Source organism: Paenibacillus sp. FSL L8-0638 (genome assembly GCF_038593075.1).
GTDB classification, from domain to species: Bacteria; Bacillota; Bacilli; order Paenibacillales; family Paenibacillaceae; genus Paenibacillus; species Paenibacillus polymyxa_D.
Genome location: NZ_CP151960.1, coordinates 2427849 through 2441852, shown reverse-complemented (window position 1 = coordinate 2441852; position 14004 = coordinate 2427849). Strand labels below are relative to the sequence as shown.

The 14004-nt window shown below is 45.7% G+C and carries 10 protein-coding genes; 1 reads left to right on the top strand and 9 read right to left on the bottom strand.

Annotation, left to right across the window (positions count from 1 at the left end; translation table 11 throughout):
- Nucleotides 1-37 precede the first annotated feature (37 nt).
- The 4 genes from MKY35_RS11195 to MKY35_RS11180 form a co-directional block, all read right to left on the bottom strand.
- Complete coding sequence (locus MKY35_RS11195) at nt 38-2107, bottom strand: bifunctional aldolase/short-chain dehydrogenase (protein ID WP_342446388.1); 2070 nt, start codon at nt 2105-2107, stop codon at nt 38-40.
- Nucleotides 2108-2411: 304 nt separating this feature from the next.
- Nucleotides 2412-3053, bottom strand: coding sequence for an acetyltransferase (locus MKY35_RS11190; protein WP_342446387.1), 642 nt, complete (start codon nt 3051-3053; stop codon nt 2412-2414).
- A complete protein-coding gene (locus tag MKY35_RS11185) occupies nt 3050-4189 on the bottom strand; it encodes an aminotransferase class I/II-fold pyridoxal phosphate-dependent enzyme (protein WP_342446386.1) in 1140 nt (379 codons plus the stop codon). The genes MKY35_RS11190 and MKY35_RS11185 overlap by 4 nt, the downstream gene beginning before the upstream one ends.
- Nucleotides 4190-4222: 33 nt before the next feature.
- A complete protein-coding gene (locus tag MKY35_RS11180; protein WP_342446385.1) occupies nt 4223-5089 on the bottom strand; it encodes a glycosyltransferase family 2 protein in 867 nt (288 codons plus the stop codon).
- Nucleotides 5090-5331: 242 nt separating this feature from the next.
- On the opposite strand from MKY35_RS11180, the gene MKY35_RS11175 reads away from it, so the two are divergent.
- Nucleotides 5332-6861, top strand: a complete 1530-nt coding sequence (locus MKY35_RS11175; protein WP_342446384.1) for a glycosyltransferase — start codon at nt 5332-5334, stop codon at nt 6859-6861.
- Nucleotides 6862-6991: 130 nt separating this feature from the next.
- Here the strand turns inward: MKY35_RS11175 and MKY35_RS11170 are convergent, their stop codons facing one another.
- From MKY35_RS11170 to MKY35_RS11150, 5 genes are all read right to left on the bottom strand, one after another.
- On the bottom strand, nt 6992-7369 hold the full coding sequence (locus MKY35_RS11170) for a hypothetical protein (RefSeq protein WP_342446383.1): 378 nt from the start codon (nt 7367-7369) through the stop codon (nt 6992-6994).
- Between the two features lie 54 nt (nt 7370-7423).
- Nucleotides 7424-10348, bottom strand: a complete 2925-nt coding sequence (locus tag MKY35_RS11165) for a hypothetical protein (RefSeq protein WP_342446382.1) — start codon at nt 10346-10348, stop codon at nt 7424-7426.
- 512 nt (nt 10349-10860) lie between these two features.
- On the bottom strand, nt 10861-11214 hold the full coding sequence (locus MKY35_RS11160) for a hypothetical protein (RefSeq protein ID WP_226000561.1): 354 nt from the start codon (nt 11212-11214) through the stop codon (nt 10861-10863).
- A gap of 460 nt (nt 11215-11674) precedes the next feature.
- Nucleotides 11675-12403, bottom strand: coding sequence for a glycosyltransferase family 2 protein (locus tag MKY35_RS11155; RefSeq protein ID WP_103047069.1), 729 nt, complete (start codon nt 12401-12403; stop codon nt 11675-11677).
- Nucleotides 12404-12814: 411 nt separating this feature from the next.
- The gene (locus MKY35_RS11150; RefSeq protein WP_342446381.1) at nt 12815-13828 is read right to left on the bottom strand and encodes an LLM class flavin-dependent oxidoreductase; all 1014 of its coding nucleotides are present in this window, start codon (nt 13826-13828) and stop codon (nt 12815-12817) included.
- Between the last annotated feature and the right edge of the window lie 176 nt (nt 13829-14004).

The following is a 14004-nucleotide window of genomic DNA, read 5'->3' as shown; positions in this document are numbered from 1 at the left end:
ATCGTCATATCGCTTACATAGGTTCATTTTAATTCGACTAGCGTGTAAATGCTGCAGGGACGCCACCGTCGATGGTCAGCATACAGCCTGTCGTTTTCTCTGCCTTGGATGAGGCGAAAAAGGCAATGCCCTCGGCGATATCCTGCGGGTAAATGTTGACCAGCAGCGTCGTCCGTTTGCGGTAATGCTCCTCCAGTTGGTCGGGCTCGATGCCGTAGGCGGCAGCGCGCTCGTTGCGCCAATTGGAGTTCCAGATTGCCGAGCCTTGCAGAATGGCATCCGGCAAAATGGTGTTCACACGGATACCATATTCACCACCTTCTGCGGCAATACAACGGGCTAAATGTGCTTCCAGCGCCTTGACCGAGCTGTAGGCCGTTACATTTTTACCTGCGTAGACCGAGTTTTTGGAGCCGACGAACACCATGCTGCCGCCAAGTGTCTGCTCCTTCATGAGCTTGAACGCTTCTCGTGCAACCAGAAAATAACCCGTTCCCAACACATTCACATTTAAATTCCATTCCTTTAACGATGTTTCATCGAACGGACTGGATGTAGCAAGGCCTGCATTGTTGACGATGATATCTACACCGCCATAGGTCAATGCCGTTTCTGCATAGGCAGCCTGAATTTGCTCCTCCTGCGTCACATCCATTTTTACGGCAATGGCACAGTTTTCTCCGTAGCTACTATTGATCTCTGCGGCTACCTTTTGCGCGCCTTCCAGATTCAGGTCTGCCAGTACGACATGTGCGCCTTCATCCACCAAACGACGTGCGGTTGCACTGCCAATTCCGCCTGCACCACCTGTAATGAACGCAATTTTACGGGAAAATTCAGCTTCTGCTGGCGCGAGTGACAGCTTATAAAGCTCCAGCGGCCAATATTCCACGTTATATGACTCGTTCTCACTGAGTGAAACAAACTCTCCTAACGTCGTTGCCCCTTGCATGACAGCGATAGCCCGATGGTACAGAGCACCGCTTACCTGCGCATTGCTCCAGCTTTTACCTGTGTTGATCATACCAACACCCGGAACCAAAATTACACGTGGCGCAGCCTCAAACATAACATCCCCTTCAAGCCGATTGCGCTCGAAATAAGCTTGATACTGCTCCTTATAGGCTGCTATACCCTCTGCAAGCTTAACTTTCAAGCCCTCTACATCCTCCACATCCGGTGTCCAATCTACATAGAGTGGCTTCATCTTGGTATGGACCAGATGATCCGGGCACGCAGCCCCGACCTGGGATAAAGCAGCAGAATCCCGGCCGTTCACAAACTCCAACACATCTTCCGCGTCATCAAAGGTTAAAATCATCTTTTTCTCATCACTGACCGCTCCCCGAATCGACGGCATAACTTGAGATGCAATGCTCCGGCGTTCCCCAAAAGTAAGCGCTTTATATTTTGTTCCTCCAAACGCCTGCTTTTCCTCTTGACGGGCTTTAATATAGCTTTCTGCTTCTTGGATGATTTCGATCGTTTTGGCATAAGCCGCTTCGGATGTGTCTCCCCACGTAACCAGGCCATGCTTTTCCATCAATACCAACTCAGCTTGTGGATGATCGAGTACCCCTTGGGCAATCATTTTCGACAGCTTAAATCCAGGACGGATATAAGGCACCCATACAAAACGGTCACCGAAAATTTCCTTAGCGATTTCCTTGCCGTTATGCGCACAGCATAAGCTGATAATCGCGTCCGGATGTGTATGATCGACATGCTTAAAAGGCAAAAAAGCATGCAATAGCGTCTCAATTGAAGCCCGTGGATGCTTGGCATCAATCATACAATTCGCCAGATAAGCAACCATATCCTCGTCAGACATATCTTCCCGCTCAAACAAAGGACGGATATCCTCCATACGAAGTCCTGTGAAGTTATGCGCTTTCATTGTTGCAAGATCAGAACCGCTGCCCTTGACGTACATCACTTCCACTTCACGCCCGCGGAAATCCTGTATCGTTGTTTTCGTCGAAGTATTGCCGCCTCCCCAGTTGCACACGCTCCTATCTGTGCCAATCAGGTTAGAACGGTATACGAGTTGTTCCAGCGTGCTTTTCTGCTCAGATGCTTGTGAAGAATTCCATAGACTTTGTACCATAGGAAAAAGACCTCCAAGTTCTGTTTTGGTTTTGAATTGTTTTATTAAGGTGGATATTTTTGTTTATGGAGACTATAACACTTTTGTTTTAATTTGAAAATATAAAATACAAAAATAATCAAAAATAAATTTTAATTTTATCCATATGTAACACGAATATATCGTCTAGCTTAAAATATAATAAGGCCGTGCCGGGGTCAGGTCATAAGAACCTTTTCCGATACAGCCTTTTGACAGGTAAATCACTTCATTGCCAAGCATATTGCTGCGAATCTGATCACGCTCTGTTTTAAAGAAAGGGGACTCAGGACATATCAAGTTGTTTTTTAACGACTGCTGGTACACCTGCAGCCATGGTAAAGCTGGGTATATCCTCTTTAACAAAGGCCCCACCACCGATCATAGACCAGCAACCAATGTGACGTTTCTCCCGTACCGAAGCACCAATCCCGATATAGGCTCCCTCATCTATGGTTACATTTCCTGCCAGATTCACACCGGGAGCTATGGTTACATAATCGCCAATAACCGCATCATGACTCACGTTAACACTCCGATTGATAATTACATGCTGTCCGATCTTAATATTGTCCGTCAGGACAGCCCCTTCAAAGACCATGCTTCCTTCTCCAATGGTGTTTCTTCGAGACAAACGAACACGGGGATGTATTAGCGGAGCTGCGATACGAAATCCCGATTGAATTGTATTATTAACGAATCGCTTCTTTAATGCCGGGTCACCCACCCCCGCACAGATCAGCTCCACCTCATATTTTAACGCTTCAATGTCATTCAACGTTCCCAGTACAGGAACACCATTTACGATCTGCCCTTTCATCTCAGGTCGTTCGTCCAAAAAACCTGCCACTTGCACTCCCAGCTCTTCACATAACCAGTTGATTTCCCTTCCATGTCCGCCCGATCCCCAAATCACGATTTTCCTCATCCGGTTGTCTCTTTTCCCAGGCTTCCCAGAACGTTTACAATTCTTCGAACAATAATCTCGTCCAGTTCCTCCCACAAGGGCAGGCTGACAATATGTTTGGCAATATGTTCGGTAACATGAAGAGTAGACCGGGTATAGCTTTGGAACTGCTTCTGCTGATGGCACGCCGGAGAAAAATAGGTTCTGGCTTCTATTGAATTAGAGGCTAATAACTTAACGACCTCTTGATTCGTGTGTGAATCCGGACTAAGGACAGGGATAAATTGATGGACAACCGATCCTTTCGTTTTTTGTATAGACCATCCTCGTTCTAATAAGTCTGCTTGAAGCAGTTCTTGAAGATAATATTCGTAGATCGTCCTTCTATTCTCCCGTACAGTCTTGAAATGATCGAGAGTGGCTAAAGCGATAGCAGCGGTATACTCAGATATCTTACTGTTAAGACCTTGGGTAACAGACTCTCTGCTGCTGGAGAAACCGAAATTCCCTGCCTGACGAATTCGCTTAATGAGATCTTGGTCCAGACTGTATACCAATCCACCCTCTCCGATACCAAAAGATTTGGTGGCATGAAAGCTGAATACTACGGCTCCTCCAAAACCTTTGCCAAAATGGGTGGCTTCCTCGGGCGTTATCGTTCCAAAGCTGGCAGCAGCATCAATAACTACCGGAATTCCCTGCTCCTGCAGCTTATTATATACGGATAAATCAATGGCTGTACCGAAAGTGGCATATGGAACGATTACCGCAATCTCATCTCCCAGCAGCTTGACTGTCTGCTCTAACTGCTCCCTATTCATTTGCCAATTCTCCGGTTCAATGTCAAGGAAGTAGGGTTCTAACCCACACCACTCAGCAGCAAGTGGGGTGGCCGCAAAAGTAAAACTTGGCATAACTGCATATTTGCCCTGTGGTCGCTTGCTTTGGGCGATCGCCAAAATCAAGCCAATAGTAGCGTTATGAACGGTCACAGCCGAACCGATTCCATCAAACATTTGCGCAATGACCCGCTCTTCAAACAGGTTATTTAAGGGACCATAATTGGAGTAAATCCGGGTCTCTTCTATTTTCTCAAAATTGGAAATAAATCGTTCCTTTTTTACTAAATTAGGTCGTAAAAAGGGAATATCGAACATGAGCCAGCCTCCTTCGCATATGGGATGAGCAGACTAGGATTCCAATGTTTTTAATATCATTTCAATTCGCTCGATATCTGCAACAAATTGTGGACGACCCCTTATACGTTCCTGATAAGCATGAAGTGCAGTTTTAAACAAATCATCAGTATCAAGAAATCCATCATCTCTTGAGGCAATCATAATATCTAACCATTCCGTGAACGCATTTTGACCAAGCGTCTGATTATTTTGATTGGGATGTATTCGGAAATAGCTTAGTGCTTCAGGAATATAAACTGCTTTTCCTTTGGATAGTAAGTTCAACCAGGAAGCTAAATCATTAAGAAGAGAATACTGTTTTCCTTTATAAACCCCAAACCGTTCGATAAGATCTGTTTTTTTAAATAACACTGTCGTAGGTTCACCAATCACATTTAAACAGCGAGTTAATGCAACGTTTGCCAACATTCTTCCGTCCATTATTCTTGTTTCTTCGAATAACTTTTCCGTTGCATAGAGCGGTGGGAGAATAGCCCCTGATTCATTAATGGTTTGCCGATATGAGGTAACCAGTGTGATGTTTTCGAAATTTTCAAAAAAATAGACCATCCTTGCTATTTTTTCTTTATGAAACATATCGTCATCCATCAAGTAATTGATATATTCACCTGACGCCAAATCAAAACATTTATGCCAATTTCCGAGAAAAAGATTTTTATCATTTTTATAATATTTAATTTTGGGGAAAGAACCTAAATAAGAATCAATCATTTCTTGTACTTCATTCGTTGTACTGTCATCACAGATAACGATTTCGATGTTCGGATAAGTTTGTTCCAATACACTGTCGATGGCGATTTTTAGTGTATGCGGCCGGTTATATGCAGGTATAACTACACTTACTAATGGGCATTCCACGCTTTCTCCACCTTTCTCTTATGCTTAGATGCTTACGCCGGAGGTTTCAGACGATTTATACGCTATGTTCATATGGGCTGGCATTTTCCTCACATCCCCGAACACATACACATACATATACATATATATTGCTGAGAAATAAAATGATGCCGGGAAAATGGATGTTTCAATAAAAACAATACTAACGTCTGAATCGGCACCTCCCTCTCGTTGGTGTTCGAAACTGGTAAAGGGGAATGATCATGTCATTGAATTTCACTCCGCTACTGACAGCTCATTTATTTGTATCGAAGAAGGTTTTAAAGGATCATGTAAAAGAATTGATAGATAGATTGGAAGAAAATCACATTACAATAAACTTGTATGAACCTGATCAACCACTTATAGACAATAGCCTCCAAAAGCCTCGGGTTTACGTCTCGCTCGGAGAAGAGTGGGGAGAATTTTCAGCACTAAAAGCGTTACCTGGTCACGAAAAAAAACGCTGGTTACACTTCCAATCACCAGACGAAATTCAACCTATGCATTTATTTTTCTGCTGGCTTAAGGCAACAGATCCTCTTCCGGAGAATAGAACGATTCCTCCAACACATTTCTCTTCAAACACACCTTTAATATCCGTGTTTACTGCCAGTTACAGATCAAAAGAAAAAATTCAACGACCTTATCAATCTTTATTAAAGCAGACCTACAAGAACTGGGAATGGGTAATCGTGGATGATTCCGGTGATGCAGATGAGACATACAAGGAGTATTTACTACCTTTAGAGGATCACCGTGTGCGAAGATACCGCCAAGATTCCCGCAATGGTTATATAGGGGCTATCAAAAGGTTTGCAGCAGGTCTATGTACAGGGGAAATTTTGGTAGAAGTTGATCATGATGATGAGCTAACTCCTGACTGCCTAGAGAAAATCGTCAAAGCATTTCAACAAAACCCTGACTGTGGCTTTGTTTATGGGGATTGTGCTGAGGTGTATGCAGGGAGCAATCATGCGCATTGGTACGGCTGGGATTGTGGCTTTGGTTACAGTGTTCATTATCGAGTCTGGCTGCATGATATGAACAGATGGCAAAATGTACAAAAACATACGACCATTAATGGCAAAACCATTCGTCATCTGGTCGGTTTACCCAATCATCCACGTGCGTGGACGAGGGACTGTTATCATCTGATCGGAGGCCATCGCAATGAACTACTGGTAGCAGATGATTACGATATGCTGGTCCGGACGTTTCTTTGCACTAAATTTATAAACATCCCCGATTTGATATATATCCAATATCGTAACGAACAAGGAAATAACACTACATTCCTCAGAAATAAGCAGATTCAGATTCTTGTAGGGGAACTATATAGATCTAATTTTCAAAGGATTCAAATGAGATTGAAAGAATTCGATTTACCACAGCTATTGCCTTATCGTCGTATATGGGAGACTTCTACGGATGATCCTGCCCGGAAATCTGCTCACGTTATTCAAGAAGATACCTCAAGATTCTCGATATTGTTCCCTATCCCCCATTCCTGCCCTGAAATAGAGCATACGCAATTAAATAAGACACTCCAAAAGGGCATTGAAAACAACTTTAGGGAGATCGAAATTGTGGTTGTAGGTCGAATTCCATTAGAAATCGAAACCTATGCCTCCAAAGCTCCCAGGGGAGCCATACGATGGTGGCCAATGGAGCCAAATGATTCATTAGAAACTTGTATTCAATATGGAAAATTTATTGCGTCCTGCAAAGAGAAAGTGGTTGTGTTGCCGTAAATTACAACAAGGCTGATTAGAATATTAGCCAACAATTATTTTCCAATACCTTTGTCGAAGTCTCTCTGAATCATTTCCATGAGACTTCGACAAAGGTTTTTTTGGTTACAGCAGAACTGCAAACATTAACTTAAGACAAAAAAAGGACCCAAAAGTTATAAATAACTTTTGGGTCATCTAAATATTCCTTGACCTTAAGCTTACAGAATGCCTTGTGGTCCTTGGTCACCTTGCGGTCCTTGAACACCCTGAGGCCCTTGGTCGCCTTGCGGTCCTTGAACACCCTGAGGTCCTTGGTCACCTTGAGGTCCTTGAACACCCTGAGGTCCTTGGTCACCTTGAGGTCCTTGAACACCCTGAGGTCCTTGGTCACCTTGAGGTCCTTGAACACCCTGAGGTCCTTGGTCACCTTGAGGTCCTTGAACACCCTGAGGTCCTTGGTCACCTTGAGGTCCTTCAGGTCCTTGGTCGCCTTGTGGTCCTTGAACTCCTTGAGGGCCTGCAGCACCTTGTGGACCTAGAGGGCCTTGAGCACCTAGAGGGCCTTGAACACCTTGTGGACCTAGAGGGCCTTGAGCACCTTGTGGTCCTTGAACGCCCTGAGGTCCTTGGTCACCTTGAACTCCTTGAGGTCCTTGGTCACCTTGAACACCCTGAGGTCCTTGGTCGCCTTGGACTCCTTGAGGTCCTTGGTCACCTTGAACTCCTTGAGGTCCTTGGTCACCTTGAACTCCTTGAGGTCCTTGATCGCCTTGGACTCCTTGAGGTCCTTGGTCACCTTGGACGCCTTGAGGTCCTTGGTCACCTTGAACTCCTTGAGGTCCTTGATCGCCTTGGACTCCTTGAGGTCCTTGATCGCCTTGGACTCCTTGAGGTCCTTGGTCACCTTGAACTCCTTGAGGTCCTTGGTCACCTTGGACTCCTTGAGGTCCTTGATCGCCTTGGACTCCTTGAGGTCCTTGGTCACCTTGTGCCCCTTGAACTCCCTGAGGTCCTTGATCGCCTTGGACTCCTTGAGGTCCTTGGTCACCTTGGACTCCTTGAGGTCCTTGATCGCCTTGGGCTCCCTGAACACCCTGAGGTCCTTGATCGCCTTGGGCTCCCTGAACACCCTGAGGTCCTTGATCGCCTTGGACGCCTTGAACACCCTGAGGTCCTTGGTCACCTTGAACACCCTGAGGTCCTTGGTCGCCTTGGACTCCTTGAACTCCTTGGTCACCTTGAACTCCTTGAGGTCCTTGGTCACCTTGAACTCCTTGAGGTCCTTGGTCACCTTGAACTCCTTGAGGTCCTTGATCGCCTTGGACTCCTTGAGGTCCTTGGTCACCTTGGACTCCTTGAGGTCCTTGGTCACCTTGGACTCCTTGAGGTCCTTGATCGCCTTGGGCTCCCTGAACACCCTGAGGTCCTTGATCGCCTTGGGCTCCCTGAACTCCCTGAGGTCCTTGATCGCCTTGGACGCCTTGAACACCCTGAGGTCCTTGGTCACCTTGAACACCCTGAGGTCCTTGGTCGCCTTGTACGCCCTGAACACCCTGAGGTCCTTGGTCACCTTGAACTCCTTGAGGTCCTTGGTCACCTTGAACTCCTTGAGGTCCTTGATCGCCTTGGACTCCTTGAGGTCCTTGGTCACCTTGAACTCCCTGAGGTCCTTGATCGCCTTGGACTCCTTGAGGTCCTTGGTCACCTTGGACTCCTTGAGGTCCTTGGTCACCTTGAACTCCTTGAGGTCCTTGGTCACCTTGAACTCCTTGAGGTCCTTGGTCACCTTGAACTCCTTGAGGTCCTTGATCGCCTTGGACTCCTTGAGGTCCTTGGTCACCTTGGACGCCTTGAGGTCCTTGGTCACCTTGAACTCCTTGAGGTCCTTGATCGCCTTGGACTCCTTGAGGTCCTTGATCGCCTTGGACTCCTTGAGGTCCTTGGTCACCTTGAACTCCTTGAGGTCCTTGGTCACCTTGGACTCCTTGAGGTCCTTGATCGCCTTGGACTCCTTGAGGTCCTTGATCACCTTGAACTCCTTGAGGTCCTTGGTCGCCTTGGACGCCCTGAGGTCCTTGGTCACCTTGTGCCCCTTGAACTCCCTGAGGTCCTTGGTCACCTTGAACTCCTTGAGGTCCTTGGTCACCTTGAACTCCCTGAGGTCCTTGATCGCCTTGGACTCCTTGAGGTCCTTGGTCACCTTGGACTCCTTGAGGTCCTTGGTCGCCTTGGACTCCTTGAGGTCCTTGGTCGCCTTGTACGCCCTGAACACCCTGAGGTCCTTGGTCACCTTGTACGCCTTGAACTCCTTGAGGTCCTTGGTCGCCTTGAACTCCCTGAGGTCCTTGGTCACCTTGTGCCCCTTGAACACCCTGAGGTCCTTGATCGCCTTGGACTCCTTGAGGCCCTTGGTCGCCTTGAACTCCCTGAGGTCCTTGATCGCCTTGGACTCCCTGAGGTCCTTGATCGCCTTGGACTCCTTGAGGTCCTTGGTCACCTTGAACTCCTTGAGGTCCTTGATCGCCTTGAACACCCTGAGGTCCTTCGTCACCTTGAACACCCTGAGGTCCTTGGTCGCCTTGGACTCCTTGAACTCCTTGGTCACCTTGAACTCCTTGAGGTCCTTGGTCACCTTGAACTCCTTGAGGTCCTTGATCGCCTTGGACTCCTTGAGGTCCTTGGTCACCTTGAACTCCTTGAGGTCCTTGGTCACCTTGAACTCCTTGAGGTCCTTGATCGCCTTGAACTCCTTGAGGTCCTTGATCGCCTTGAACACCCTGAGGTCCTTGGTCACCTTGAACACCCTGAGGTCCTTGGTCACCTTGAACACCCTGAGGTCCTTGATCGCCTTGGACGCCTTGAACACCCTGAGGTCCTTGGTCACCTTGAACACCCTGAGGTCCTTGGTCACCTTGAACACCCTGAGGTCCTTGGTCGCCTTGGACTCCTTGAGGTCCTTGATCGCCCTGAACACCCTGAGGTCCTTGGTCACCTTGTACGCCTTGAACTCCTTGAGGTCCTTGGTCGCCTTGAACTCCCTGAGGTCCTTGGTCACCTTGTGCCCCTTGAACACCCTGAGGTCCTTGGTCACCTTGTACGCCTTGAACTCCTTGAGGTCCTTGGTCGCCTTGAACTCCCTGAGGTCCTTGGTCACCTTGTGCCCCTTGAACACCCTGAGGTCCTTGATCGCCTTGGACTCCTTGAGGCCCTTGGTCGCCTTGAACTCCCTGAGGTCCTTGATCGCCTTGAACTCCCTGAGGTCCTTGGTCACCTTGGGCTCCTTGAACTCCCTGAGGTCCTTGATCGCCTTGTACCCCTTGATCGCCTTGGGCTCCTTGGACGCCTTGAGGTCCTTGGACACCTTGGACGCCTTGAACACCTTGAGGTCCTTGAGCACCCTGAGGCCCTTGAACACCTTGAGGTCCTTGGACACCCTGCGGTCCTTGAACACCTTGTGCTCCTTGAACACCCTGAGGCCCTTGAACACCTTGAGGTCCTTGAACACCCTGAGGTCCTTGGACGCCTTGATCGGTTCCTAAAAGTTCATCAGATACTAACCGATGCGCAGGTACTAATTGCCCCACTGCATCTTTACCCCAAACAGAAATTTGAGTTTCATCCTCTGCTGGCCCGCTTGTGGTAAACACGAATTCAAATGCGTCGAAACCTGCAAAGAAATTCCTAGTTAAAACCACATTGGGCCCCACTGCCACTAGTTGTTGTACATATAATGTTCTGCTACCGTTTAAAATAAAACCCTCAATTAAAACAGTAGAAGAATTTACAGAATCTCGGTTATCTATTTTTACAGTGACCAGTTGGGTGGGTCTGACTCCTAGAACAGGATCGTTTGCAATGGGTCCAGTTGATAATACTGCCATTTAGGTACTCCCTCCTCTCTAGTAAAAAGCAAATTTTTTTTGTGAACAATGATCTTTCTCAAGACCCTGTTCCCTCTATTGTATGTCTCAACCATTTGCTGCGATTGTGGTTCTATCTCTATACATATGTTGAGTTTTAAGACCCTAGTTGCTCATCCGCAACAATACGCTGAACATCAATGATTGTACCGCTCGCGTTTTTTCCCCAAACTGAAATATCAGTACTTTCTTCTGCTAAACCGCTTGTGGTAAAAACGAATTCATATGCGTCGAAGTTCGCTAGATAATTTCTCGTAACAACTGCATTGGGGGCTAAAGCTATTTGTTCGAGTACATACAATGTTCGTAAACCATTTAAAATGTAGCCCTGAATTAAAACAATTGAAGAATTGACTAAATCACGGTTAATTATTTTAACGGTAACCTGCTGAATAGGCCTGATCCCACTAACAGGACTATTCTCAATAGGTCCAGTTGATAATACAGCCATTAAGTTCATCTCTCCTTTTCTATTTATTAACTACAAATCCATATTATATAAAATAATATATATATATTGAACTAAAAAATATATTTAAGCCTTTATCTACTATATTTTTTAAAGTTCAATCTATATAGAACAGAATAGGGATTAATGTAGCTCCATGTATCATATTAATAACTTGTTACATATGATTGTTTGTTTACCTATAAAAATTAAAATAGATATTTACTTATTCAAGCCGTTTTAAATTCTGGGGACATTAAAAGGCAGTGACCGAGCATTAAGCAGCTGATTCACCAATTTCTTTTCCAACCATAAAAAAGGATAAAGGCACCCTGAGAAAAAAGTGCCTTTATCCTTGTAGATCAATTTCAAATAAACTATACTCTCTTGCAAGCACGTTTACACAGAAACAGTGAAGGTTATAATAGTTACTTACAAATGTCACTTGCGACAACAGCTCATGCTACAACACTCTAATAGATCTATTTTTTAATTTCTCAAATTGTTCCAACCTTTGTTTCTCATCCCATAAATAATGAAATCCCCATCTATTTGCCGTGTCCCCTTCTCGCAGCCCTTGTTTTAAAGCCGAGAAACGTGAATTTATATAGTCAAGTCCCAAGTATTTATAATGTAGCAATAAAACATCATTGTTGGATGGCTTTATGACGTCCCCTATAGGTGAAGCAGTATGCCTGCCTGGACTGAAATTTATTTCTTGAATCGCATTTGGATTAAATATTTGTGGCTTATCGTACGTTTGACTTCTTACACCATTCCTTACCGTTTCATATAATGGTTGATGGCTACTCGGAAAAAAATCAGAAACCATCTCATAACCATCAGGGACAATCAATGTTATCCCTTTAGAGGTGCATTCTTGCAGATATGTTCTAAGGTTAGGGTGATAGAAATGTTCATCAGCGTCACAGACAATAACCCAGTCTGCTTTTCCTCTGCTTCCTTTCCAAAATTGATTGAATTTATCTTGTGCTGATTTAACGAGAGAATTACCTTCTATTTCAAATCTATCTATAACAACTTTGGGATTTTCCCTTAACATGGATACAGAATTATCAGTTGAGCCATTATCGAAGATATAGTATTGATCCGCTATATTATCATAGTGCTTGAAAAAAAACGGGAGCATTTTTTCTTCATTCCAGCATAAAGCATATACATGTATTATCACGTACTCTTCCCCTTTCAAACTCAAAGCTTATGGACCAACTTGCTTGATAATATATGCAACTTATATTTGTGGGGTTCAAGTCGTGGAAGACAAGCTTTTCGTTAAGCAAGTATGTGAAGATGATAAATCATAATGTTGAGTTGCCGGATTGCACCAGGCTTTAATCATTCTGATCGTAGCTAAGTAGCGTATCTGCGTACAGTATACGTTGGGTTTGAACAAGCTCCCGAAAAACGATCCCCATAACAAAGCCTTTTCACCCTACGGCAGCTATCTGATTAGCAGCTACTGTCACGCGTGGAGCTGCACCCCAACCTATTTGATTCGTAAATATAAGCATTAAAATATAATAAGGCCATGCCAGATCAGGTTATGAGAACCTTTTTCAGCACGGCCTTATGGTTTGACCAACTAATCGTCTGTTCGCATTACTTTGGCTAGCAGCTCATACGAGCGCAGGCGCGCTTGATGGTCATATACCTGAGAGGTTGTAATCAGCTCATTGGCTCTAGTCTGGTCTATAATCCAATCTATCTTTTGCTTGACGGTGTCAGGACTGCCGATGGCTGAATACCCCAGCATATTACCACGAACCGCCTCCTTTTCCTGCTCACTCCAGAGTTTCTCCATGTCATCAACTGGTGGCTTCAGTCTTCCGCTGTGCCCACGCAGCACATTTAGAAACTGTTGTTCTTGTGATGTAAAGAGCCTTTTCGCTTCCTCATCAGAATCTGCAACAAGCACATTAACACCGACCATCACATAGGGCTTATCCAGTGCTTTAGATGGCCGAAAATTGCGATGATACAACTCTAAAGCCTGTAGCAAATGAGCCGGGGCAAAGTGGCTGGCGAACGCGAACGGCAACCCAAGCTGACCTGCCAGCTGTGCGCTGAATCCGCTTGATCCCAGTAACCAGATGGGAATGTCCAGCCCTTCTCCAGGAATCGCTCTTACTCCCGGAACTGCTCCGCTTAGCGCTGGATTCAGGTAAGAACGCAGCTCATTCAATTGCTCGGGGAAATCTTCCCCAGTACTGTGAAGCCCTCGCCGCAGTGCCCTCATCGCGGGTTGATCCGTGCCTGGAGCACGGCCAAGTCCCAGATCAATTCGTCCCGGATAGAGCGACTCTAATGTTCCAAACTGCTCCGCAATCATGAGTGGAGCATGGTTAGCCAGCATAATACCGCCTGAACCGACCCGAATCTTGTTTGTATGTGCAGCTACATGCCCGATGATCACGGACGTAGCTGCACTAGCAACTGCCTGCATGTTATGATGCTCCGTTAGCCAGTACCGATGGTACCCCCATTGTTCTGCATGCTGGGCAAGATCCACCGTGTCGCGGAAGGAATCGGCAGGAGTGCCGCCTTCAATGACAGGTGCAAGATCTAATATAGATAGTGCAACGTTCCGCGTAGTCATTATATATAAACCCCCTGTCAAAATATTATTTTACGTATTTCCCTCAACGCCTTAATTCTTTGACCCATCAATTGATACGTCAATTATGATAATGTGTCCCGTTATGAATTGCAAATGATTTAAATTTTTAGTTTTTATCAAAAATCAGATTACTTTTATGAAAAGCTCATCTATTA